This is a genomic window from Micromonospora cabrerizensis (assembly GCF_022230955.1).
GTDB classification, from domain to species: Bacteria; Actinomycetota; Actinomycetes; order Mycobacteriales; family Micromonosporaceae; genus Micromonospora; species Micromonospora cabrerizensis.
Window position 1 is genome coordinate 25198 of record NZ_JAKKFI010000089.1, and the last position, 23149, is coordinate 48346.

Genomic DNA, 23149 nt, shown 5'->3' on the forward strand with positions numbered 1-23149 from the left:
TCAGCCGGGTGTGTTCGTCAGTCGGTCGCCGTCCGTGCTCGCGGGCGACGGAGGCGTGTAGCCCAGCTCGGACGAGATCTGCTCGGCGGTCCTCAGGAGGAGCGGAAGGGCGCTCTTCAACTGGTCGAGGCTGGCGATGACCTCGATCGCTGTCATCGACGCGGCGGCGATGACCTGACCTCGTGAGTCCCTGACCGGTGCGGCGAGACACATCACGTACGCGTCGTGTTCGCCGTTGTCCGTGGCCCAGCCCTGTTGCCGGATGCGGACCAGTTCGGCCGCGAGGGATTCGTGGTCGGCGAAGGTGGTGTCGGTGAACCGCTCGAAGACGACGTGGGAGAGGAGACGGTCGCGTTCCTCCCGGGGTAGGTAGGCCAGGATCGTCTTGCCGACGGCGCTCGCGTAGATCGACACCGCGCGTCCCACCCGGGACGGCAGCTTGACGGCGTCGAACGCCGGGCTGTCGACCTTGTCGATGTAGATGATCTCGTCACCGGTCAGTTGCGCCAGGTGCACGGTGTGGCTGGTCTGGCGTTGCAACGCACGCAGGTGTACGGCGGCGAACTGACGCAGGTCCATCGACCCGAGCGCCAGCTCGGACAGCTCGATCACGCCACTGCCGAGCACATAGGTGCCCGCGCCGGTCCGGCGTACGAAGCGTGCGGACTCCAGTGTCTGCAGGATCCGCAGGGCCGTGGACTTGTGGACGCCGAGCACGTCCGCCGCCTCCGTGAGCGACAGCGGGTGCTCCGCCGATCGTCGGATCAGGTCGATCGCACGGCGAATCGATTGCGCCACGGCCCTGTCTCCCTCCGCGGCGGAACGCCGCCGCTCTGGTTGCATATTAGGCAATGCGCTACCTGCCATCGGCAACCATCACTTGACAGCGTTGCACATGGCGCTACGATCGTTGCAATTTCATCTGCCTGGCGCTGACTCGTATCCACTCCGGATGTACCAGGACGCCGCCCCCGGGGCGAGCATCCTTCTTCGACCTGGGGAGCGGCTCATGACGGTGCCACGGCCCCGGCGTACGACCCCGGGCGCGGGCTGGGCCGGCACCGCCGTCGAGGCGCTGCCGGCCGACGCCGACGACAGCGTCCTCGTCGGCCGGATCTGGGACCCGTCCGTCGACGGCCCCTCGCCCGTGACCGTCCGAAACGGCGAGGTCCTCGACATCAGCCGGCGGTTCCCGACCGTCCGGGACATCTGCGAACTGCCCGATCCCGCGGCGACGGTGGCCGGGCTCGACGGGCCGCGGGTCGGCGACCTCGGGGAGATACTGGCCAACACCGAGGCCGCGACCCGTGACCGTACGCGGCCCTGGCTGCTCGCCCCGGTCGACCTTCAGGTGCTCAAGGCCGCCGGCGTGACCTTCCCCATCTCGATGATCGAACGCGTCATCGAGGAACGGGCCCGGGGTGACCTGGCGCTCGCGGCCGACATCCGGGGCCGGATGCTCGCCGACGTCGGCGTCGACCTGCACAGCCTGGCCCCGGGCTCGGCGGAGGCGGAGCGGCTCAAGAGTCTGTTGGTGGCAGAGGGCATGTGGAGCCAGTACCTGGAGGTGGGGATCGGCCCGGACGCCGAGATCTTCACCAAGGGGCAGATCCTCTCCGCCGTCGGCACCGCCGTTCCGGTCGGCGTGCTCGCCGCGTCGACCTGGAACAACCCGGAGCCCGAGGTCACTCTCATCGTCCAGTCCAGCGGCCGGATCGTCGGCGCCACCCTCGGCAACGACGTGAACCTACGGGACGTGGAGGGCCGGTCGGCACTGTTGCTTCCGCTGGCGAAGGACAACAACGCCTCGTGTGCCCTCGGCCCCCTGATCCGGCTCTTCGACGACCGGTTCGGCATGGATCGCGTACGCGAACTCGAGGTCAGCCTGGAGGTCCGCGGGTTGGACGGCTTCGTCCTGGAGGCGGTCTCGGAGATGACCCTGATGTCACGCGAGCCAGAGGACCTGGTGCGGCAGTTGGTCGGCCCGCACCACCGCTATCCGGACGGCGCCGCGCTGATGCTCGGCACGATGTTCGCGCCCATCCAGGACCGGGACCGCCCCGGTGAGGGCTTCACCCACAAGGTCGACGACGTGGTACGGATCGGCTGCCCGGCGCTCGGCACGCTGGTCAACCGGGTGTGGCACGCGGAGGAGTGCGAGCCCTGGCACTTCGGCGTCCGCGATCTGATGGGCAATCTGGGGAGGAGAGGGCTGCTGTGAACGTGGTCATCACTGTCGATCCGCGTGACGGTCGGCGTCGCGCGACGGATCTCACCGAGACGGACGAGTCTCGGCTGGAGGCCATTGCGGTTCAGGCGTCCCGGGCCGCGCGGTGGCTGTCCGACCTGGGCAGACTCGGCAGGGCGGAGATGCTGGATCGCATCGCCGCGTCCCTGGAGTCCCGTCGCGTGGACCTGGTCGCCGTCGCGGAGGCGGAGACCGGCCTGAGTCAGCCGCGGCTCGAGACGGAACTGACCCGGTCGGCCCTCCAGTTCCGGATGTTCGGTGACGTGCTGCGCGACGGCGGGTACGTCGAGGCGGCCATCGACCACGCCGCCGACACACCCCTCGGGCCCGGCCCCGACCTACGGCGGATGCTCGTGCCCCTCGGGCCGGTCGCCGTCTTCGGGGCCAGCAACTTCCCGTTCGCCTTCTCGGTCGCCGGGGGCGACACCGCCTCCGCGCTCGCCGCGGGTTGTCCCACGGTCCTGAAGGCCCACCCGTCGCACCCGCTGACGTCACACGCCTCCGCCGACGCGATCACGTCGGCCATTCGTGAGATGGGCGGGCCCGACGGTGTGATCAGCACCGTGCACGGGGAGCAGGCCGGACGGTCGCTGGTGCGCCACCCCGCGATCCGCGCGGCAGCGTTGACGGGTTCCGTCGGCGCAGCCCGTGCCATCCAGACGGCCATCGACGAACGACCCGACCCGATTCCGCTCTACGCCGAGCTGAGCAGCGTCAACCCGATCGTCGTCCTGCCCGGCGCGGCCGTCGACCGGGCAGACGTGATCGCCGACGGACTGTTCGCCTCCTTCACGGCCTCCGGTGGTCAGCTGTGCACCAAGCCGGGCCTGGCGTTCATCCCGTCCGGTCCGGACGGTGAGCACCTGCTCGACGCGTTGCGGGGGAGGGTCGGCTCGGCGGGCGGCGCGGTCCTGTTGAACGAGCGCATCCGGGACGCCTACGAGAGCGGGGCGACGGCGTTCGAGCGGGCCGGCGCTCGTGTCTCGGCCCGGCCGCAGGTCGATCCCGGCGAGGGTTTCACCGTCGCGCCGAGGTTGCTGGAGGTCGACCTGCCGGGACTGACCGCCGAGATCGCTGACGAGTGCTTCGGGCCGCTCCTGGTCGTCGTCCGGTATCGCGACATCGCCGAACTCGACGCCGCCCTGGCGACCGTTCCGCCGTCGCTGACCGGTTCCGTCCACCGTGGGCCGGACGACGACGCTGATGCCGTGCGCGGGCTGGTCGACGTGCTCGCCGCCCGCTCGGGCCGGATCGTCTTCGACGGCTATCCCACCGGTGTCCGCGTGTCCTGGGCCCAGCACCACGGTGGGCCCTGGCCGTCGACCAACGCCGTGCACACCTCGGTGGGCGCCACGTCGATCCGGCGCTTCCTCCGTCCGCTGGCCTGGCAGGACGCCCCGGAGTGGATCCTTCCCGACGAACTGCGGGACGCGTACACCGCCGTTCCCCGCCGAGTCGACGGGCGCTTGGAACCGAAGAGGGAGTAGCCCGCCGGCTCGCAGACCGCCGGACGGGACGACGACAGGAAGGTGTGCCGATGTCGACGACGAATCGACCGCTGCGCAGCGGGCAGTGGTTCGGTGCGGAGGGCCGCAACGGGTTCATCCACCGGTCCTGGATGCGCAACCAGGGGTTCGCGGACGACGTCTTCGACGGTCGTCCCGTGATCGGCATCGCCACCACCTGGTCGGAGCTGACACCCTGCAACGCCCACCTGCGGGACCTGGCCGAATCGGTGAAGCGGGGTGTGTGGGAGAGCGGCGGCCTGCCCCTGGAGTTCCCGGCGATGAGCCTGGGCGAGCCCCTGATGCGACCCACCACCATGCTCTACCGCAACCTGCTGGCGATGGAGTTGGAGGAGTCGGTGCGGGCCAACCCGCTCGACGGGGTCGTCCTGCTCTCCGGCTGCGACAAGACCACTCCCGGTCTGCTGATGGGGGCGGCGAGCGTCGACCTGCCGACTCTGATGATGACCGGCGGCCCGATGCTCAACGGCAAGTTCCGTGGGCAGGACATCGGCTCGGGCACCGTCGTCTGGCGCTTCACCGAGGAGATGCGGGCGGGGCGGATGAGCGCGGCCGACTGCGCCGAGGCGGAGGTCGGCATGTCCCGCAGCCGGGGTCACTGCATGACCATGGGGACCGCCTCCACGATGGCCTGCGTGACCGAGGCGCTGGGCGTGCAGCTCCCCGGGGCCGCCGCCGTGCCCGCCGTCGACTCCCGCAGGTACGCGCTCGCACACGCCGCCGGACGCCGGATCGTCGCCATGGTCGAACAGGACCAACGGCTCTCCACGGTGCTCACCCGCGAGGCGTTCGAGAACGCCATCCGGGTCAACGCCGCGATCGGCGGTTCCACCAATGCCGTCGTACACCTGCTGGCCATCGCCGGACGACTCGGCGTCCCCCTGTCCCTGGAGGACTTCGACACCCTCACCGCCGACGTGCCGATGCTCGTCAACCTCATGCCGTCCGGGGCGTACCTCATGGAGGACTTCGCCTACGCGGGCGGTGTCCCGGCGGTGATGGCGGAGATCGCCCCGCTGCTGCACATGGACCACGTCACCGTCAGCGGCAGGAGCGTGGCCGACAACATCACCGGCGTCCAGTGCTGGAACCGGGAGGTCATCGGCACCCTGGCCGAGCCGTTCCAGCCCGCCGGTTCCGGCACCGTGGTGCTGCGTGGGTCGCTCGCGCCGTCCGGGGCGGTGCTGAAGGTGTCCGCCGCCTCCGCCCAGCTCCTCACGCACACCGGTCCGGCGCTCGTCTTCGACCGGATCGAGGACTACGTCGTCGCCGCCGACGACCCGGACCTGGACGTCACCCCCGACACGGTGATCGTGGTCCGCAACGCCGGGCCGCGCGGCTACCCCGGGTTCCCGGAGGTGGGCAACGTGCCGATGCCACGACGGCTGCTGGCCGCCGGCATCACGGACATGGTCCGGATCTCCGACGCCCGCATGAGCGGCACCGGCTACGGCACCTGCATCCTGCACGTGGCCCCGGAGGCGTCCGTGGGCGGCCCGCTCGCGCTGGTGCGCACGGGCGACCTGATCCGCGTCGACGTTCCGACGCGGAGCCTGGAACTCCTGGTCGACGACACCGAGCTTGTCCAGCGCCGCGCCGCGTGGCGGCCACCGCCGCCGGTGGCCGACCGGGGATGGACACGGCTGTACAGCGAACACGTCCTGCAGGCCGACCAGGGCGCGGACCTGGACTTCCTCGTCGGTGGCAGCGGCAGCGACGTACCCCGTCACTCGCACTGAGGCGTTGCCGGTGGGGGCCGGGCGATCCGCCCGACCCCCACCCGTCGCTGCGGCTCTGGGCTCAGCCCAGGTACTTCTCCCACGGGCCGGTGATGGCCAGGGTGAGGCCGGGGTCCTGCATGTTGACGAAGAGCACCTTGCCGTCGGCGGTGAAGGTCGGCCCGCAGAACTCCGAGTCGTTGAGCTGGTTGCGGGCGATCGCGTAGGTCGGGCCGCCCGGCACCGCGCTGAGCACGTGGGAGGTGCCCTTGCCGTCCTCGGCGAGGACGAGACTTCCCCACGGGGTGACGCTCACGTTGTCCGGGCCGTCGAAGGTGATGTCGTTGTACCTGACCGGCGTCCCCTCCTCGGAGGCGCTCTGGTGCGGGAAGTACGTCACCAACTGGATGGTCTGGGCCTTGTAGTTGTAGAACCAGACCATGCCGTCGTGCGGCGCGGCGTCCGCCGGCAGGTCACCCTCGTCCCAGGCGTACGAGTTGACCACGTACACGCCCTCGTCGGTGCCCCACACGCCCTCGAACTTGCGTCCGCGGGTGACCTGGCCGTCGGTGAACTGCTCGCGCACGGACTTGTCCCGCGCGTCGCGGTCCGGCACCTCGATCCAGCGGACCGGGAAGGGGCGGCCGAGCTGGGCGGAGGTCAGGTAGGCGACGTCCGGGAGCACCGAACCGTCGTCCATGATGATCTGCATGGCGGCGAGGACGCCGGCGTTCGGCGCGAGGCGGGTGAGCACACCGGGGCCGACCTTGACGCCGCGCGGCGCCGACCAGCGGTAGAAGAGACCGTTGGGCCCGTCGGCGTCTTCGGAGAGGTAGATGTGGGTGCGGTCCTTGTCGACCGCCAGGGCCTCGTGGGAGTAGCGACCCAGGCACTTGATCGGCCTCGGGTCCGCGCTGCCGTCGGCCCAGACCTCGAAGACGTAGCCGTGGTCCTTCTGGTAGACGCCGGTCCGGCCGCCCTCTTCCCACTCGTCGCCGGCCCGGTCCTCGGTCTCCTCGCAGGTGAGCCAGGTCCCCCAGGGGGTGGGCCCGCCGGCGCAGTTGGAGATGGTGCCGGAGAGGGCGACGAACTCACCCAGGTTGCGTCCCGCGCGGTCGGTCCTGATCACGGTGCATCCGCCGGCGTCGACGGCGCCCGCGTCGTACACCGTTCCCTTGACGTGCGGCACGCCGAACTCCGCGCCCGGGTCGATCTCGTGGTTCTGGATCAGGGTGTAGCGGCCGTGGCCGGCGTCGTAGACGGCCATGCCGTCGTGGTCGGCCGGGGTCACGCCCTGGCCACGGTCCAGTCGGGTGACGCCGGTCCGGGTGACGATGGTGTAGCTGAAGCCCTCGGGCAGGGCCAGGATCCCCTTCGGGTCGTCCACGAGCGGCGGGAAGGGCGCGTGACCGGACGGGACCGGCGGGTGCGGCCGGCCCGGGCTGGCCTGGGCCAGGGACGGCAGGCTGCCGGCGACGGCAAGGCCGACACCGGCGGCGGCGCCGCCAGCGAGGAAGGTACGACGAGAGGAAGGCACGGGGATCAGCTCCTGGTCAGGACAAGTGCGACGACTGGAGCCAACTCCTGCGGGCGAACACCGAAACGTCGCCGACCGGATCGCTCGGTGACATCGGGGTGAAGAATCAGGGCCGCGTACGCGCCCCCGCACGATCTTCCGCCGCGACGCGGCCCGTCGACCCGACGCGGTGACCGTACCGTCTGCTGCGCAGCGTCCCCGTCGACCACACCGCACCACCCCTGCGCGGCATCACCGGCCGTTGACCTGAACGCGACGTTTCCCGGTCGCACCGTGGGTAATCAGCGACGCCCACGTAGTCGGACGAGGTGTCCATCCGCGCCCGTCCTCAGGCAAAGGAGCCGATGGCCGTGTCAGACCAAGACGTCACCGTTGTCCTTGTTCACGGCGCGTTCGCCGAGTCGGCGAGCTGGAACGGTGTGATCGAGCGGCTTGGTGCGGCCTACTCCGTGGTGGCCGCCGCCAACCCGCTGCGCAGCGTCGCCGGGGATGCCGCGTACCTGCGTGACGTGGTGCGTGGGATCGGCGGACCCGTTCTGCTCGTCGCCCACTCGTACGGCGGCATGGTCATCACCGAGGCGGCGGCGGACGACCCGATGGTGCGTGCCCTGGTCTACGTCAATGCCTTCGCCCCGGACACGGGTGAGTCGGCGCTGACGCTGTCCGGCAAGTTCCCCGGCAGCACGCTTGCCGACACCCTGGTCTCCTACCCGGTGGCCACCGGCGGCAACGAGGTGGCGATCGCCCAGAACGCCTACCACCAACAGTTCGTCCAGGACGTGTCCGGCAACACGGCGGCGCTGATGGCCCGGACGCAGCGGCCGGTGACCGAGCAGGCGCTCGGCGAGGGCCTGGCATCGACGACGCCGGCGTGGAAGTTGTTGCCCAGCTGGTTCGTCTTCGGCGACGAGGACCACAACATCCCGGTCGCCGCGCACCGCTTCATGGCCGAGCGGGCCGACGCCCGCGGTGTCCGGGAGATCGTCGGCGCATCTCACGCGATGACGGCGTCCCAGCCGGGCGAGGTCGCCGAGACCATCATCGAGGCGGTACGCGGATCGTCCTGAGCCCCGGCTTGAGCGGTCCCGTCACGCCCTGACGGATCGCGTACGACGTCATCGACGATCTCGACGCACGGCCCCGCCGCCTGTTCGCAGCGCGGCGGGGCCGTTCTCGTCGGCCGATGAGGGACCCTCTCCAACAGGCCGGTCGCTGGCGCGCTGACCCGGCACCCCGCCGAACTTCGGCGTCGACGCAACCTGGCGGTCGTCCGGACCCGTCGGGGGTGCGGAGGAGGGAGCCTCGATGGCGGATGCCGAGGGTGAGTTCGTGGAGTACGTCTCCGCGCGACTGCCGAGCCTGCATCGGACCGCGTTCCTGATGTGCGGCGACGCCCATCTGGCCGACGACGTGGTGCAGCAGACGATAACGGCGTTGTACGTGAACTGGCGTCGGGTGAGCCGGGTCGACAACGTCGACGCGTACGTGCACCGGATGTTGGTCCACAAGCTCGTCGACGAGAAGCGGTTGAGCTGGGCGAAGGTCCGACTGCTGGGGTCGATGCCGGAGCCACGGCGCCCGCCGGCCCCGCCGGACGACGAGTTGGCCGAACGGGACAGCGTGGTGAGCGCCCTCGCGCACCTGCCTCGCGGGCAGCGCACCGTCCTGGTCCTGCGGTTCCTGTGCGATCTGTCGCTGGCCGACACCGCGGCGGCGATGGGCTGCTCCGAAGGCAACGTGAAGTCGCAGACGGCTCGGGCGTTGGTGGCGGTCCGCCAGGTGCTCGGCGTCAGCGAGATGTCCGGGAGGAGTACGAGATGACGACGTTGGACGAGGAGCGCATCGCCGCGCTGCTGCGATCGGCGCAGGTTCCCGAGCCCAGGGTCGATGTGGGCCGCGCGGTCCGCGACGGCCGGCGTCGCCGCCAGCGCCGCCGCGTCGGTGGAGCCACCGCGGTGACCGTGCTGGTCGGGCTCGGCGTCGTGAGCGTCGTCGAGCTGGGCCGGCCCCCCACCCCGCCGGCCGCGGTCACGCCGATCCTCGCGGCTTCACCGACCGCTGCTGCTTCGACCGCCGCCGCCCCGCCGGTCACCTGCGAGGCGTCGTGGTTACCGCAGCCGATCGGTGGTTCGGTCGCGGTGGCGAATCGCGTCGACCCCACCGGGCGGTACATCGTCGGCGACATCGGTACCGGGAACGAGGACGGACGGGTCGTACTGTGGACCGACGGCAGGGCCGGCGTCCTGCCGGCCAGCGCCCGACACGCGGCAGCGGTCAACGCTCGCGGCGTCGTGGTCGGCACCGACGGCGGCGGCAGGGGCTGGGTCTACCGGAACGGAAAGCTGCGCTTCCTGGCCACCCCGCCCGGCTACCAGGCGGTCCTCGTGCACGCGGTCAACAGCCGGGGTGACATCGCCGGCACCGCCAGCGGAGCCGGGGAGTCCCACCAGGCGGTGCTGTGGTCGGCGGAACGGCCGCAGGAGTTCCGGCTGATCGGGCGACAGGGATCCGGCGCGATCGCGATTAGCGACGACGGCACGGTCGTCGGCTCCATGGACCAGCTGCCCTACCGGTGGACGCCGGAGGGTACCGGGGCCGCGCTGGCGGTGCCCGACGGCTATCCGCGCGCCTCGGTCGACTCCGCGTACGGCGAGTGGGCGATCGGCATGGTTCCCGGCGACCGGAAGGGCAACGCCGTCCAGATGTTGCCGGTGCGGTGGAACCTCAGCACCGGTGCGGTGACCCTGCTGCCGTTTCCCAGTGCGAGCGGGATCGCCGGCACCGGTGATCTGCTGGTCGACGACGGTGCGCCGCTGGTCGTCGCGCCGGACGGCACGTCGCGTCGGTTGCCGGGCCGGCCCGAGGTCCACTCGACCGACGCGGGTACCTACACGGCCAATGGGATCAGCGGCGACGCCCTGACCGTGGTCGGTGCCGCCTACGAGAACGAGGCGTACCGGCCGTTGGTGTGGCGCTGTCGCCGCTAGGGGACGCGGTGCCCGTCGACCGAGCGGTCGGCGGGCACCGCGGTCGGCGCGGTCACCGGCCGCAGGCACCGCACGGCCGACGGGTACGCAGGTGGTAGTCGGTGGACGCGGCCAGGAGTCCGAGCCCCAGGATGCTGTACGCCGACATCGCCACCCAGAGGAACGCGTCGGAGAGCTCGCTCTCCGATCCCGACACCACCTGCACCATCCCCATGCCGAAGTAGGCCACGATGCCCGCCCCGAGGCCGAAGCCGGGCACCAGCAACAGCAACCGCGGGATCGTGCGACCGGCGAGCAGCGGCACCCATCCCGGCCAGACCTCACCCCAGTGGTGCACCAGCGCCAGCGGCAACAACACCCCGGCCAGCACCAGGCCGATCATCAGCGCGACCATGGTGGGGTCGTCGATGAGACCGTCGAATCCCACCACGGCCTGAGCCGCGAAGCGGGCGACGAGGCCGGTCACTGTGACGTACGCGGCCCACCGCGCCCACCGCGCCGGTGTGGGGCGCCGCAGGCCCGGTCGGACCGTCCGGCAGCAGTCCGGGCAGTCGCCGCGGGTGCGTCGTTGATAGCGGGCGGTGCCGAGGCCGAGAAGGACCGCTCCGGTGACGCAGCCGAGCCGGCTGGCGAAAGCGAGCGGGTCGAAGTACGGGCCGACCGTGAACAGCAGGAAACCCACCAACTCGGGCAGCAGGATCGCGGCCGCGGCGACCAGCGCCCCGGCGGTCGCCCAGGCGGCCGCCGCAAGCACCGGCCACCAGACCGTCAGCCGGTCCAGAGCGATCGCCAGGACGCCCGCCGCGACGCACATCGCCACCGACCGCCAGCCGGTGAAACCCAGCAGGTCGGTCCCGATCCGACCGAACTCCGGTGCCTCACCGACGGTCCACGCCAGACGCACACCCCCGTATGCCACGGCCCAGCCGAGCACTGCGTACGTCAGGCCGTGACCCGCCTCGCGGACGGCCGGTGCCGATGTCGTCATGGTTCGATCCTCGCGGCACCGGCGCGCGGGCGGCCCCCGCTGGCAGGGGAACGCGCTCCCTCGCTCGGGTGAGGCTCGTGGTCGATCCACAGGAGAGGGCCCGGGCAGAGCGGACAGGGGTGGCGCGGACAGGGGTGGCGTGGATTCTCCGCCTTCTATACCGTGGCACGGTCGCGGGCGACGACGTCCTCGACCGGGCTGTCCCCGCGACGCAGTGACGTACGCGGTCGAGGTGAGAGGTGCGTCGTGGCCATGGACTCGCAGGCGACCGGCCGTCCCGGGGCCGACGACGACGTCGACGTGCAGCAGAAGGTCGACACGTCGGTGCCGCACTCGGCCCGGATCTGGAACTACTGGCTCGGCGGCAAGGACAACTTCGCGGTCGACCGCGAGGCCGGCGACCAGTACCGGCAGGTCTTCCCCGGTGTCGTCGACGTCGCCCGCGCCTCCCGGCAGTTCCTGGTCCGCTCGATCATGTTCCTCGCCGCCGAGGCGGGAGTCCGTCAGTTCCTCGACGTCGGCACGGGGCTGCCGACCGCCAACAACACGCACGAGGTGGCGCAGGGAATCGCGCCGGACGCGCGGATCGTCTACGTCGACAGCGACCCACTGGTGCTGGTGCACGCCCGTGCGCTGCTGGTCGGCACTCCCGAGGGCCGGACCGCGTACATCGACGGTGATCTGCACGACCCGGCCGCGGTCATCGCCGAGGCCGGTAGGACGCTCGACTTCCAGCAGCCGATCGGCCTCATCCTCAGCGGTGTCATGGGCCACGTGCCCGACTACGAGACGGCCCGCTCGATCACGCGGCAGTTGCTGGCGTCGCTGCCGAGCGGCAGCTACCTCTCGCTCAACGACGGCACGAGCCTGATCAGCGCGGAGATGCAGCAGGCGCAGGACGACTACAACGACACCGGGGCGACGCCGTACACGCTCCGCTCGCCCGATGAGATCGCCGGCTTCTTCGACGGCCTGGAGCTGGTGGAGCCGGGCGTCGTGCCGTGCCCGCGCTGGCGACCCGACGACGGGGTCGACACGCCCGCCGACATCGACGCCTTCGGCGGGGTGGGCCGCAAGAACTGAGGTCTCCCCGCCGAGGGGGGATGTCGGAGGGCTAGAGCGTGCCGGACAGATACCCCCGTCGTCGCTGCGGTTCGAACTTCTCGATCGCGTACCGCAGCATCACCCGGGGCATGGCGCGGTAGCGGCGGAGCAGGAACTCCTCCTCCGCCGCCCTGTCGCGGTTGCCCACCTCGCGCAGCATCCAGCCCACCGCCTTGCGGACGAGGTCGTGCGGGTCGTGCAGGAGCCGGTCACCGAGCCGGAAGGTCCACCGGAAGTCGTCGGCCCTGATGAAGGCGAAGGTCGCCATGACGGCGATGCGCCGGTCCCACACCAGGTCTGACCCGGCCAGCCGGTCCAGGACGCCGCGCTCCTCGTCGACCAGCCAGGGGCCGACGATGTACGGCGCGCGGGTCGGCGCGGCTGGCGAGGTCTCGACGGACGTCGGCGCTCGTGGCCATGACCTGCGAGCTACCGTGCCGGTCGGTGCCCACGGCGCAGCGTGCACAGCGAGCCGCCCGTCTCCCCTCAGCCGGCGCGGCGCAGCCGCCCGAGCATCCCGTTGAGGTCCTGGACGAACAGGTCGTGGCGGAAGAAGTGCCCGCCGGGCACCTCGCGCCACTCGTGCGGGATGCCGGCCCGGGCGAGCGCGGCGCGGAACTCGCGCTGACCGGCGAGCACCTGGGTCTCGTTCGCGGTGTCGAACCAGTTGATCGGGTCGGGTGACGTGCCGGCCGCCAGGAAGATCCGCTTGTTCTGGAAACTCGGGATTCGCTGGACCGGGTTGTCGGCGGTGACCCGGGCCTCGTCCCACAGCGGGATCCCGTAGACGGTGCCACCACCGAGGTCCAGTGCGGCGGAGGTGGCGTTGGCCCAGTGCACGACGAGCCCGAAGTCCCGGCGGAGGCTGGCCGGCCCGGAGTGCGAGCTGACCGAGCAGAAGTGGCCGTAGTACTTGGCGGCGTACTTCAGCGCGCCGAAACCGCCCATCGAGAAGCCGGCCACCGCACGACCGTTGTACTCGGCGAAGGTACGGAAGTTCGCGTCGATCCACGGCAGCAACTGGGCCATGTGGAAGGTCTCCCAGTTGCGCGGGCCCACGAAGCTGCTCACCGGATTGCTGTACCAACCGGTCGACGCGTCGGGCATGACCACGATGACCTCCCGGCCGGCGGTCAGACCGATGATGTTGTCCTGAAGGTGGAAGGTGCGGAAGTCGGCGTTGCCACCGTGCAGGAGATACAGCACGGGATACCGCCTACCGCTGGTGTGGTACCCGTCCGGCAGCAGCACGTTGACGCCGGGGTCCCACTCGATGGCGTCCGTGGCGAAGCGGTAGTACTGGAGGCGGCCGCCGTTCTCGTTGCGGTCGACGATGCGCAGGCCGTACCCGTCGGCGGCGGCCTGGGCGGCGGACGGCGCGGCAAGGGCGCCGGCGAACAGGCCGGCGGCGGCCACCGCCGCGGAGCCACCGATCAGCCGGCGCCGGCTGATCGACGCGGGCGGGGGAACGTCGGGCATCAGGTCTCCTCGGGGGTTCAGAAGGTGGTCTCGTTGGGCAGGCCGAAGAAGTCGTGCCACTTCGCGCCACCGAGGAAGCCGGTGCCGGTGGAGAGGCCGACGTAGACGTCGTTGAGGCTGCCCCTGGTGAACGCGATGACGTCGTCCCTGCCGTCGCCGTTGTAGTCGCCCAGGTAGGGGAACTCGCCGGGCAGGCAGAAGAAGTCGTTCCACTTGACGGTGGTGCCGACGAACGAGGTGCCGGTGGAGACGGCCGCGTAGACGTCGGCATCCGCGTTGCAGGTGAACGTGACGATGTCGTCGCGGCCGTCGCCGTTGATGTCCCCGACGCGCGGCAGTTCGGTGCCGACCGCGAACACGTCGTGCCAGGTCTGTGCCGCCCCGAACGCGGTTCCGCTGGACAGGGCGACGATGACGTCCGACGCCGCGACCGGCCCCTGGGTGAAGGTGATGATGTCGTCGCGGCCGTCGCCGTTGACGTCGCCGAGAGCCGGATACTCGCCGGCGATGGAGAAGTACTCGTGCCATTTCAGGCCGGGGCCGAACCCGGTGCCGGTGGAGAGCGCGACGTACACGTCCCCGGACGTGTCGTGGGTGAAGGCGACGATGTCGTCGCGTCCGTCGCCGTTGACGTCCCCGACCGCGGCGACCTCGGCGTTCGGCGCGAACCAGTCGTGCCATTTGGTGGCGCCGGCGAACGACGACCCGTTCGACGGTGCCACGTACACGTCGGCGAGCGAGCCGTGGGTGAACGCCACGATGTCGTCACGCCCGTCGCCGTTGAAGTCCCCGGACAGCAGCGTCTCGTCGTCGAGCCCGAAGAAGTCGTTCCACTTCACCGACGTCCCGGCGAACGAGGAGCCGGTGGACGCCGACACGTACACGTCGTTGAGCGAGCCGCGGGTGAAGGCCACGATGTCGTCGCGTCCGTCGCCGGTGAAGTCCGTCGGTGACCCGGCCAGGTAGCGGCCGCCCGACGAGACGCCGCAGTTGTCACTGACCAGGTACTTCTGGTGGTACTGGGCAGGGTAGGGAGCAAGCGAGACGCCGTTGATGACGATCGTCTGTCCGACTCCGTTGTAGAGCTGCTCGTAGTGGACGTGCGGCCCGGAGGAGTTGCCGGTGCTGCCGGTGATGCCGATCTGCTGTCCCTGCTGCACGTACGCGCCATTGGTGACCGAGTAGGCGCTGAGATGGAAGTAGTAGGTCGTCCAGCCCCCACCGTGGTCGACGACGATGTAGTTGCCGGCCCCGCTGGGTTGGGAGTAGTGCCGGGCCACACCCGCTGCGGACGCCACCTGGGGGGTGCCTCCGGTGGCGCCGCCGTCGGCGCGCACGAAGTCCAACGCCTGCCGCACCTCCGCGCTGTGGTGGTCGTAGGTCCAGCGTTGCCCGCACGGGAACGGCGCTTTGAAGTTCGGGGCGGCCATCGCCGGCGAGGGTGACACCACCACCGCGGTCAGGACCGCCATGGCCAGGGTGAGGAGCGCGACCAGGGCGCGGAGAACCGGGGTACGCGACGGCCGGGACATGGCGGGACTCCTGTCGTACTCAGAGGGTGGTTTCGCCGTTGAGGCCGAAGAAGTCGTGCCATTTGGTGGCGCCGAGGAAGCCGGTGCCGGTGGAGAGGCTGACGTGGATGTCGTTGGTGCTGCCCTTGGTGAAGACGACGATGTCGTCGCGGCCGTCGCCGTTGGCGTCGGCGAGGTAGGGGAACTCACCGGCGAGGCAGAAGTAGTCGTTCCACTTGACGGTGGTCCCGGCGAAGCCGGTGCCGGTGGAGGTGGCGGCGTAGACGTCGGCGTCGGCGTTGCAGGTGAAGGTGACGATGTCGTCGCGGCCGTCGCCGTTGATGTCACCGACGCGGGGTTGTTCGGTGCCGACGGCGAACAGGTCGTGCCACGTCTGGGGCGCGCCAAATCCGCTTCCCGCGGAGAGGGAGACGATCACGTCGCTCGCCGTGAGCGGCCCCTGGGTGAAGGTGATGATGTCGTCGCGTCCGTCGCCGTTGACATCACCGAGGGCGGGAAACTCGCCGGGGATGGAGAAGTACTCGTGCCATTTGAGGCCGGGGCCGAAGCCGGTGCCGGTGGAGAGCGCCACGTACACGTCGGCGTTCGTGTCGTGGGTGAACGCGATGATGTCGTCGCGCCCGTCGCCGTTGACGTCGCCGACCGCGCCGACCTCCGCGCCCGGCGCGAACCAGTCATGCCACTTCAGGCCACCGCCGAAGCTGGTGCCGGTAGAGAGGGCCACGTACACGTCGGCAAGGGTGCCGTGGGTGAACGCGACGACGTCGTCCCTGCCGTCGCCGTTGACGTCGCCACTGAGCAGGGTCTCCCCGTTGAGGCCGAAGAAGTCGTTCCACTTGACGGACGTACCGGCGAACGCGGTGCCGGTGGAGGTGGCCACGTAGACGTCGTTGAGGCTGCCCTGCGTGAAGCTCACGACGTCGTCGCGACCGTCACCGGTGAAGTCCGTCGGTGACCCGGCCAGATAGCGGCCTCCCGACCCACCGCCCGCGTTGACCAGGGAGATGTAGTAGTTCCAGTTCCAGTTGGGGCCCGGGTCGGTGTGGTCGTTGCCGGGCATCTCGTTGTGTCCCCTGATGGCCGCGCGGGTCTTCGGCAACCCGTACTTGTCGCAGAGATAGCGGGTCAGCGCGGCCGACGACCGGTACATGGCGTCGGTGAACCAGGCCGGGTTGTCCACGAACCCCTCGTGCTCGATGCCCACGGCGTACGGGTTCGCTGAGCGTGCGTGGTAGGCCGTGTCGCCCTCACGCACCATCTGGGTGATCTCACCGTTGCTCGACTTCACCACGTAGTGCGCGCTCACGCCCGCCGACGGGTTCTGGAACCAGCTCACCGTGCCGGCGTACGACCCCTGGGTCACGTGCACCACGACCGTGGTGATCCGTGACGACCGGCCGGCCTGGTAGTTGCCGCCGTAGGCGGAGATCCAGCGGGCCGGACCGTACTCCGGCAGCGCCGCCGCGGCGGCGTGCGGGCCGACGCCGGCCGGGCTGATCGACGCGTACCGGCCGAGGTCGGGGCGCACCGGCTGCGCGGCGACCCGCACGGCGGCGGTCGCGATGCCGGTCCGCAGCAGGTCGTAGACGTGGTCGGCGTAGAGCCGGGCCGTCGAGCCGTCGGCCGCAGCGCTGTAGCCCGCAACCACCGGGTACCAGGCGGAGAGCCGGTCGCGCGCAGCAGCGGTCAGTCCCTCGCGGTCGGCCAGGTCACGCAGCACCGCGGCACCGCCGCGGATGTTGACCGAGGTGACCGAGCGCAGCCGGTCGACCGGCTCGCCGGTGAGCGTGGCCGCCCGTTCGAGGCTGTGCTGGGTGGGGTTGCTGACGAGGTGCATGACGCCGAACCCGTTGGCCTGGCTGGGCAGGCCGCTGTGCCCGTCCAGTCGGGACTCGCCGTAGCCCACGGCGACCAGCAGGTCCCGGGGCACGTCGAACTCGGTGGCGGCCCGGGCGAAGTCCGCAGCGAGCGTGCCGGGTGGCACGGGCGGGGCCGCGTCGGCCGGCGCGGTCGCCACCTGGCCGGCGAGCACCGCCACCAGAACGAGGGCGCACCTGCGCCTGGTCAGCCGCATGGGATCTCCAATCCGCGGGTCACAGCGTCGTCTCGCCGTTGAGGCCGAAGAAGTCGTGCCATTTGGTGGCGCCGAGGAAGCCGGTGCCGGTGGAGAGGCTGACGTGGATGTCGTTGGTGCTGCCCTTGGTGAAGACGACGATGTCGTCGCGGCCGTCGCCGTTGGCGTCGGCGAGGTAGGGGAACTCACCGGCGAGGCAGAAGTAGTCGTTCCACTTGACGGTGGTCCCGGCGAAGCCGGTGCCGGTGGAGGTGGCGGCGTAGACGTCGGCGTCGGCGTTGCAGGTGAAGGTGACGATGTCGTCGCGGCCGTCGCCGTTGATGTCACCGACGCGGGGTTGTTCGGCACCGACGGCGAACAGGTCGTGCCACTTCTGAGCTGCGCCGAACGAGCTGCCGTTGGACAGGGCGACGATGACATCGCTGGCGGTGGCGGGGCCCTGGGTGAAGGTGACGAGGTCGTCGCGGCCGTCGCCGTCAACGTCGCCGAGGGCGGGGAACTCGCCGAACGGGCTGAAGTACTCGTGCCACTTGAGGCCGGGGCCGAAGCCGGTGCCGGTCGACAGCGCGACGTAGACGTCCCCGGCGGCGTTGTGCGTGAACGCGACGAGGTCGTCGCGCCCGTCGCCGTCGACGTCGCCGACCGCGCCGATCTCCGCGCCCGGTGCGAACCAGTCGTGCCACTTCATCCCGCCGCCGAACGCGGTGCCGGTGGACAGCGCGACGTACACGTCGCCGGTGTTGCTGTGCGCGAAGGTGACGATGTCGTCGCGTCCGTCGCCGTTGACGTCCCCGGTGGAGGCGGTCTCGCCGCCGACGGAGAAGAAGTCGTTCCACTTCACCGAGGTGCCGGCGAAGGCGCTGCCGGTGGAGGTGGCCACGTAGACGTCGGCGAGGGCGTTCTGGGTGAAGCCGACGACGTCGTCGCGGCCGTCGCCGGTGACGTCGGTGGCGGACCCGCCGGCGATGGCGTGGGTACGGGCCGCCTCGTTGAGCTGGGCCCGCGCGGTGGCGGCCACCTGGTCGTACCGGTCGGGAAAGCCCGACCGTTGGACGCACTGGGCGACCTGACCCGCGCTGTACCCCGGGTTGTTGCGGTCGCAGACGATCGCCCGGGTGACGTACTGGGTGCTGGCGTAGACCGGGTCCATGATCTGTTCCGGAGTGCCCCAGCCGTAGTCCCAGCGCTGCTGGAAGACCCCGAGCGACGACTTGTCGCCACACGGCAGGTTGTTCATGTGCGACTCGACCCAGCCCGCCTCGAAGGCGGAGAGCAGCACCTTGTCGTTGGCGTTGTGGGCGCGGGCGACCCGGTAGACGACCAGGGTCACGGCCGGGTCGCGGTTGGCCGGGATGGAGGGGCAGGCCAGGGTGCCGACCGGGTCGGCCTGCGCGGGCGCCGCCGTGACCGCCGCCGCGGCGGTGCCGAGGGCGACCAACAGGGCCAGGAGATTACGTCTCACGCTGCTCCTCCCAGGGGTCGAACGGTCATCCTGATGGCCGTCGCGAAACCGCCTCGGACACCGGAATCGCAATGCTGAGAGTGTCATCAGGGCGGTGACAGGTGTCAATGCGCGGTGAAGAATCTTTTCATTGCTTGGCTCAGGGCGGGCAGGTATTGACATCGACGAACCTCGCGGGTTTTACTCGCCCGCAACCGGTGTCGGTGGCATCGATCCGACCGGAAGGGACAACCATGGGTATGCGTCGTCGCTCGCTGCTCGGCCGCGCCGCCGCGATAGGCGCGGTCGGCGCGCTCGGTGCCGTCGGCACCGTCCTGACGACGGCCGCGCCGGCCCAGGCCGCGGTGTGGAAGAAGCGGTTGACCGGCGCGGACCTCGACACCGCCAGCCGCTGGCGGGTGGCCGGCACCGATCTGGGCATCCCGTACGTGTTGGAGAACGGCTCGATCGGTTACCTCTTCGGCGACACCTTCGACACGCCGTGGCCCGAGGGGCCGCCGGTGCCGAACGACTGGCGGTCGCCGGTGATGCTGCGTTCCGCCGTCCACCCCGCCGCGCCGGGTGGAGTGGTGTTCGACAGCGCGGCGCGGGTGGCCGGCAATGGCCGCGCGCCCGAGCTGATGCACAACGGCCACCACGGCATCGGCATCGACGGCCTGCCGGAGGTCACCGTCATCCCCAACGACGGCATCAGCTTCCCGGAGACCGGCCGGCAGGTCATCTCCTACATGAGCATCGAGAACTGGAACTCCGCCGGCCCGGCCGGGCCGCAGTGGAAGTCCCGCTACGCGGGGCTGGCGTTCTCCGACAACGGCAACGACTTCGTCCGTACGCCGCTCAAGTGGTGGAACAGCCCGGACAACAGGGACCCGTTCCAGATGTGGACCATGCAGCGCGACGGCGATTACGTCTACGTGTTCTCGGTGCGCTCCGGGCGGCAGGACGGCCCGATGATGCTGCGCCGCGTCCGCTGGGACCGGCTCTTCTACCCCGAGTCGTACGAGGGCTGGGGCTGGAATGGCACGAACTGGGGCTGGGGTCGGCCCTGCACGCCCATCCTCAGCGGCCGCTTCGGCGAACCGTCGGTGCGCCGCCTGGCCGACGGGACCTGGGTGATGTCATACCTGAACTGTCAGAACGGGTGCCTGGTCACCCGGACCGCGTCCGGACCCGACCGGGCATGGACGGCGGAGAAGATCCAGGTGACGAGCTGGCAGGAGCCGGCCCTCTACGGTGGGTTCATCCATCCCTGGTCGAGCCGCAACGCCGACGATCTCCACCTGATGGTCTCGAAGTGGACGCGTACGCCGGACGGCCGCAGCACCGCCTACCACGTCAGCCAGTTCACCGGCTCGGTCTGACGGGCCGCCGGCCGCCCGCCGTGCTGGCCCCGCACCGCGTCCCCGACCTGCCGGAGCTGATCGGCCGAACGCGGGGCGCCCGGTCCTGGGCGGGGTGTGAGTGGGTGATCCAGGGGGTAGGACCAGGGTTGACGGCGACCGCCCCGGGAGCGGAGCTGCCGGGCATCTGACGGGGTCCCGGCCATGCCGGGATGTCACATTCCGCTGGATGCCGATCGAGGAGGGCGTACTGCGATGACGCAGCAGACGATGAAACCCGCTGAGGCGTTGGCCGAGCTGAGCCGGGTCAGACTCGACGAGATCAGCCTCGACGACATGCTCGGCCGGATCGCCGACCTCGCCAATCGGAGCATTCCCGGGACCAGGGAGGTGACGGTCACCCTGGTGCGGGGTCAGGTCGGTTCGACCGGGGCCTTCACCGGCGAGTTGGCCCGTAAGTTGGACGAGTGGCAGTACGAGGAGCACCGCGGCCCCTGCCTGGACGCGTCCGCCAGCGGTGACACCATCTCGGTGCCGGACATGACCACCGAAGATCGCTGGCCGGCTTGGGCGGCGAGGGCTCGCGCCGCCGGGGTGCAGAGCTCGCTCTCGATCGGGCTCCCCATCCAGGGGTCGGTGGTCGGTGCGCTCAACATCTACAGCGACTCGGCGAACGCCTTCGACTCGTCCTCGATCGCCAACGCGGAGGGCTTCGCCGCGTACGCGGCCGTGGCCCTGGCCAACGCGCACCTGTATGAGAACGCCGCCACCCTGGCAGCGCAGATGCAGGAGGCGATGCGCAGCCGGGCGGTGATCGAGCAGGCCAAAGGAATCATCATGGGGGACCGGCGGTGCTCGTCGGAGGAGGCGTTCTCGCTGCTGTCGAAGATCTCTCAGGACACCAACCGGAAGGTGCGCGAGGTCGCGGAGGCCCTCGTCGCCCAGGCGGTGAAGCCTCGGAAGTGAGTGTCGCCCCGACGTCACGCTGCGCCCGAAAGGGCCGCCCGCACGATGCGGGCGGCCCTTTCGCCGGTGGATCAGACCCCGGCCCGGCTGATCCCGGTCAGCTCTCCGAGGGCTTGCGGATCGCGTCGCGTACCCGGTCGATGACCGCCAGCGCGGGGCCGGCGGCCAGGTTGCCCTTCGCGGACTGGGCGCTGGGGTGTGGGCGTGTCGGCGCGGTGGCCTCCGCGGCCCGGACGGCGGTGGCGAGGCTGCGCAACCGGTCGGCGGGTACGCGTTGGCGAAGGTGGGGGAACTCGTAGCGTTCCTCGTGACGGGCGTGCAGGAGCACGGCGTCGCGCAGCAGGATGATGCCCGTGTCGAAGCCGTCGGCGTCCACGCCGCCGGCGATCAGGGTCTGCAGTGTCTCCTTCGCCTGCCGCTCCTCGTCGAGCCGCTCGTCGACCATCGCGTCACCACCCCCGCCGGGCAGCGTCCGGGCGAGCGGGTGGACGACCTCCTCCTCGGCGGTCTCGTGCGCGGCGAGGAGCTTGACCAGGTCGTCGAAGGCGTCGCGCCGGGTGTCGCCGGTGCTGCCGATGACCAGCAAGAAGAGCTGCTCGATCTGGGCGTGCTGCGCGAGCAGCAGGTCGACGACGTCCTCCTCGGGCCCGGGCGTGGTCGGGGCGTCGGTGTCAGGCATGGCTGCCTCCCTGGGCGCGCAGCGTGTCGACCGGGTGCGGCCCCTCGGTCTCGATGCGGTACTCGTCGCCGAAGCGTTCCCGGTGCATGTCGATGACCTGTTCGCTCGGCGGCTTCTGGCCGTCGTGCAGTTGCTCCTGCATCCACTCGAAACGTTCGTGGGCCTCACGGACGTAGCCCTCGCCGAGCTTGGTGACATCCATCTGGGTGGCCAGGAGGTGGCGCAGGTAGTCCTTGTTGGGCTCGAAGGTCAGCGGTTCCGGCAACCCGGCCGTGCCGACGATCTCCTCGGGTTCCCGGCCGTCGTGCTGGCGCAACAGGTCGGCGGCCTGCTGGAGGTGAGCCAGCTCCATCTGCAGGTGCAGCTCCCAGACCGCCTTGATCCGGGGGTCGCTCTCCTGTTGCAGGAAGGAGTAGTAGAGCCAGCACTCGTTGTACTCGTGGGTGAGCAGCCGCTCCCACCAGTTCTCGCCCGGGTCCAGCAGGGACTCGTAGTGGGTGACGTGCTCCTGCTCGATCAGGCTGATCTCCTGGTAGAGCTGGCGCGCGATCGGTTCCATGTACTGCGGGCCGACGTTCATGTAGTAGAACATCACCTGCTGCTCGGCCGAGAGGATCGTCAGCGCGTGCAGCTTCGAGCGCGGGTCCACCGAGTTGCGGTCGTACGGGGTGCGAACCTCGTCGAAGGGGTGCCGGTGCTCCTGAGTGGTCGGCCGACCCGGCATGACCTCGGTGAGACCGTTGACGATCTTCTCCGCCTTGCGCCGTTCGACCATCTCGTAGAGGTTGGCGTAGCGGTACAGGTGGTCGAAATCCTCCAGCACACCGAACTCGTACGCCTGCTTCAGGTAGGGGTCGGGCTCGTGTCGGGCCACCCAGGCGGTCAGGTCGACGGCCACCTGTTCGTAGCCGAGTGTCGTCTCCAGCACGCTGGCGACGCCGGGAAGCAGCCAGTTGACCACCCGCTGCTGCTGGCTCTCCACGTACCGGACGTAGGCGAGCTGCCGGCGGACCTCCTGGTCGGGGCAGTTTCGGGCGAACTGGTGCTGGAAGTTGATCGCCTCGACCTCGATGCCGTTCATCGTGATGATCCGACACCGGGTGTACGGGTCTACCGCCTCCGGGTCGATCGGCTCGACGTTCAGTTCACGCCAGTTGCGAATCTGGCCGTCGAGTGGGACTCCTTTGTGGTCCAGGGGATTGAACATCTCTCTCCTTCATCGGGGGAGGGGGGACGTACCCGACAATTGCCTCAACTAACGGCTTTTTGCCTCAAGGTCGGGCCGAGGTCGAGCGGCGACGGACGGGCAGGCAGGCGCGGTGCCGCATCACCACGGCCGCGCCGACGACACGGCCGTGCGGTGGTGGCTGCGGAAGAGGAATTCGGTCCGTCACACGGTGCCTCCGCCATCGACGAGGGTGCCCACCCGCCGCGTGTGGGGACGAGGCAGGGTTGACCATCGAAGGGCGCGTGTCTTGACCCGAAATTCACGCTACCCGGGGCGCGCGG

19 protein-coding genes are annotated in these 23149 nt (G+C 70.4%); 9 read left to right on the top strand and 10 right to left on the bottom strand.

All coding sequences use genetic code 11. The features are described 5' to 3' along the window. On the bottom strand, window positions 1-798 hold the full coding sequence (locus tag LADH09A_RS23620) for an IclR family transcriptional regulator (protein WP_238647653.1): 798 nt from the start codon (window positions 796-798) through the stop codon (window positions 1-3). A 211-nt stretch (window positions 799-1009) separates the two neighbouring features. Here LADH09A_RS23620 and LADH09A_RS23625 point away from each other — a divergent pair, with 211 nt between their 5' ends. The 3 genes from LADH09A_RS23625 to LADH09A_RS23635 are packed head-to-tail and all read left to right on the top strand — an operon-like array spanning window position 1010 to window position 5513. Next, window positions 1010-2221 (top strand): fumarylacetoacetate hydrolase family protein, encoded by a 1212-nt coding sequence (locus tag LADH09A_RS23625; protein WP_238647654.1) that lies wholly within the window; start codon window positions 1010-1012, stop codon window positions 2219-2221. Then, on the top strand, window positions 2218-3735 hold the full coding sequence (locus LADH09A_RS23630; protein ID WP_238647655.1) for an aldehyde dehydrogenase (NADP(+)): 1518 nt from the start codon (window positions 2218-2220) through the stop codon (window positions 3733-3735). The genes LADH09A_RS23625 and LADH09A_RS23630 overlap by 4 nt, the downstream gene beginning before the upstream one ends. A gap of 50 nt (window positions 3736-3785) precedes the next feature. Beyond that, window positions 3786-5513 (top strand): IlvD/Edd family dehydratase, encoded by a 1728-nt coding sequence (locus LADH09A_RS23635; protein ID WP_238647656.1) that lies wholly within the window; start codon window positions 3786-3788, stop codon window positions 5511-5513. A 61-nt stretch (window positions 5514-5574) separates the two neighbouring features. Here LADH09A_RS23635 and LADH09A_RS23640 read toward each other — a convergent pair whose 3' ends face one another. Continuing rightward, window positions 5575-7029, bottom strand: coding sequence for an alkaline phosphatase PhoX (locus LADH09A_RS23640; protein WP_238647657.1), 1455 nt, complete (start codon window positions 7027-7029; stop codon window positions 5575-5577). 344 nt (window positions 7030-7373) lie between these two features. Here LADH09A_RS23640 and LADH09A_RS23645 point away from each other — a divergent pair, with 344 nt between their 5' ends. From LADH09A_RS23645 to LADH09A_RS23655, 3 genes are all read left to right on the top strand, one after another. Beyond that, on the top strand, window positions 7374-8096 hold the full coding sequence (locus LADH09A_RS23645; protein WP_274530042.1) for an alpha/beta fold hydrolase: 723 nt from the start codon (window positions 7374-7376) through the stop codon (window positions 8094-8096). 238 nt (window positions 8097-8334) lie between these two features. After that, window positions 8335-8850 carry a SigE family RNA polymerase sigma factor gene (locus LADH09A_RS23650; protein ID WP_238647659.1) on the top strand — a complete coding sequence of 172 codons (516 nt, stop codon included), beginning with the start codon at window positions 8335-8337 and terminating at the stop codon, window positions 8848-8850. Then, the gene (locus LADH09A_RS23655) at window positions 8847-10016 is read left to right on the top strand and encodes a hypothetical protein (protein WP_238647660.1); all 1170 of its coding nucleotides are present in this window, start codon (window positions 8847-8849) and stop codon (window positions 10014-10016) included. The genes LADH09A_RS23650 and LADH09A_RS23655 overlap by 4 nt, the downstream gene beginning before the upstream one ends. A 52-nt stretch (window positions 10017-10068) precedes the next feature. Here the strand turns inward: LADH09A_RS23655 and LADH09A_RS23660 are convergent, their stop codons facing one another. Beyond that, on the bottom strand, window positions 10069-11004 hold the full coding sequence (locus LADH09A_RS23660) for a hypothetical protein (protein ID WP_238647661.1): 936 nt from the start codon (window positions 11002-11004) through the stop codon (window positions 10069-10071). Window positions 11005-11256: 252 nt separating this feature from the next. On the opposite strand from LADH09A_RS23660, the gene LADH09A_RS23665 reads away from it, so the two are divergent. Further along, window positions 11257-12087, top strand: a complete 831-nt coding sequence (locus LADH09A_RS23665) for an SAM-dependent methyltransferase (RefSeq protein ID WP_238647662.1) — start codon at window positions 11257-11259, stop codon at window positions 12085-12087. Between the two features lie 31 nt (window positions 12088-12118). Here LADH09A_RS23665 and LADH09A_RS23670 read toward each other — a convergent pair whose 3' ends face one another. From LADH09A_RS23670 to LADH09A_RS23695, 5 genes are all read right to left on the bottom strand, one after another. Beyond that, window positions 12119-12574: a DNA alkylation repair protein gene (locus tag LADH09A_RS23670; protein WP_238647663.1), complete on the bottom strand. Its 456-nt coding sequence runs from the start codon at window positions 12572-12574 to the stop codon at window positions 12119-12121. 20 nt (window positions 12575-12594) lie between these two features. After that, a complete protein-coding gene (locus LADH09A_RS23675) occupies window positions 12595-13587 on the bottom strand; it encodes an alpha/beta hydrolase (protein ID WP_238647664.1) in 993 nt (330 codons plus the stop codon). Between the two features lie 17 nt (window positions 13588-13604). Beyond that, on the bottom strand, window positions 13605-15059 hold the full coding sequence (locus LADH09A_RS23680) for an FG-GAP-like repeat-containing protein (protein ID WP_308194675.1): 1455 nt from the start codon (window positions 15057-15059) through the stop codon (window positions 13605-13607). A gap of 79 nt (window positions 15060-15138) precedes the next feature. Further along, window positions 15139-17193, bottom strand: coding sequence for an N-acetylmuramoyl-L-alanine amidase (locus LADH09A_RS23690; RefSeq protein WP_238647665.1), 2055 nt, complete (start codon window positions 17191-17193; stop codon window positions 15139-15141). A 19-nt stretch (window positions 17194-17212) separates the two neighbouring features. After that, window positions 17213-18655 (bottom strand): FG-GAP repeat domain-containing protein, encoded by a 1443-nt coding sequence (locus tag LADH09A_RS23695; RefSeq protein WP_238647666.1) that lies wholly within the window; start codon window positions 18653-18655, stop codon window positions 17213-17215. A gap of 233 nt (window positions 18656-18888) precedes the next feature. On the opposite strand from LADH09A_RS23695, the gene LADH09A_RS23700 reads away from it, so the two are divergent. Beyond that, the gene (locus tag LADH09A_RS23700; protein ID WP_238647667.1) at window positions 18889-20016 is read left to right on the top strand and encodes a glycoside hydrolase family 183 protein; all 1128 of its coding nucleotides are present in this window, start codon (window positions 18889-18891) and stop codon (window positions 20014-20016) included. A 234-nt stretch (window positions 20017-20250) separates the two neighbouring features. Continuing rightward, window positions 20251-20961, top strand: coding sequence for a GAF and ANTAR domain-containing protein (locus tag LADH09A_RS23705; protein WP_238647668.1), 711 nt, complete (start codon window positions 20251-20253; stop codon window positions 20959-20961). Window positions 20962-21058: 97 nt separating this feature from the next. Here the strand turns inward: LADH09A_RS23705 and LADH09A_RS23710 are convergent, their stop codons facing one another. Both LADH09A_RS23710 and LADH09A_RS23715 read right to left on the bottom strand, forming a co-directional pair. Next, entirely contained in the window at window positions 21059-21640 is a 582-nt protein-coding gene (locus LADH09A_RS23710) for a hemerythrin domain-containing protein (protein WP_238647669.1), read from the bottom strand. After that, window positions 21633-22847 (bottom strand): hypothetical protein, encoded by a 1215-nt coding sequence (locus tag LADH09A_RS23715; RefSeq protein ID WP_238647670.1) that lies wholly within the window; start codon window positions 22845-22847, stop codon window positions 21633-21635. Before LADH09A_RS23715 ends, LADH09A_RS23710 begins: the two co-directional genes overlap by 8 nt. Window positions 22848-23149: the final 302 nt, after the last annotated feature.

Bases quoted from the DNA above. Each gene is read 5' to 3' on its own strand.
- LADH09A_RS23690 (WP_238647665.1), bottom strand. From the start codon at position 17,193: ATGCGGCTGACCAGGCGCAGGTGCGCCCTCGTTCTGGTGGCGGTGCTC.
- LADH09A_RS23675 (WP_238647664.1), bottom strand. From the start codon at position 13,587: ATGCCCGACGTTCCCCCGCCCGCGTCGATCAGCCGGCGCCGGCTGATC.
- LADH09A_RS23645 (WP_274530042.1), top strand. From the start codon at position 7,374: ATGGCCGTGTCAGACCAAGACGTCACCGTTGTCCTTGTTCACGGCGCG.
- LADH09A_RS23650 (WP_238647659.1), top strand. From the start codon at position 8,335: ATGGCGGATGCCGAGGGTGAGTTCGTGGAGTACGTCTCCGCGCGACTG.
- LADH09A_RS23710 (WP_238647669.1), bottom strand. From the start codon at position 21,640: ATGCCTGACACCGACGCCCCGACCACGCCCGGGCCCGAGGAGGACGTC.
- LADH09A_RS23715 (WP_238647670.1), bottom strand. From the start codon at position 22,847: ATGTTCAATCCCCTGGACCACAAAGGAGTCCCACTCGACGGCCAGATT.
- LADH09A_RS23680 (WP_308194675.1), bottom strand. From the start codon at position 15,059: ATGGCGGTCCTGACCGCGGTGGTGGTGTCACCCTCGCCGGCGATGGCC.
- LADH09A_RS23655 (WP_238647660.1), top strand. From the start codon at position 8,847: ATGACGACGTTGGACGAGGAGCGCATCGCCGCGCTGCTGCGATCGGCG.
- LADH09A_RS23660 (WP_238647661.1), bottom strand. From the start codon at position 11,004: ATGACGACATCGGCACCGGCCGTCCGCGAGGCGGGTCACGGCCTGACG.
- LADH09A_RS23635 (WP_238647656.1), top strand. From the start codon at position 3,786: ATGTCGACGACGAATCGACCGCTGCGCAGCGGGCAGTGGTTCGGTGCG.
- LADH09A_RS23705 (WP_238647668.1), top strand. From the start codon at position 20,251: ATGACGCAGCAGACGATGAAACCCGCTGAGGCGTTGGCCGAGCTGAGC.
- LADH09A_RS23625 (WP_238647654.1), top strand. From the start codon at position 1,010: ATGACGGTGCCACGGCCCCGGCGTACGACCCCGGGCGCGGGCTGGGCC.
- LADH09A_RS23700 (WP_238647667.1), top strand. From the start codon at position 18,889: ATGGGTATGCGTCGTCGCTCGCTGCTCGGCCGCGCCGCCGCGATAGGC.
- LADH09A_RS23665 (WP_238647662.1), top strand. From the start codon at position 11,257: ATGGACTCGCAGGCGACCGGCCGTCCCGGGGCCGACGACGACGTCGAC.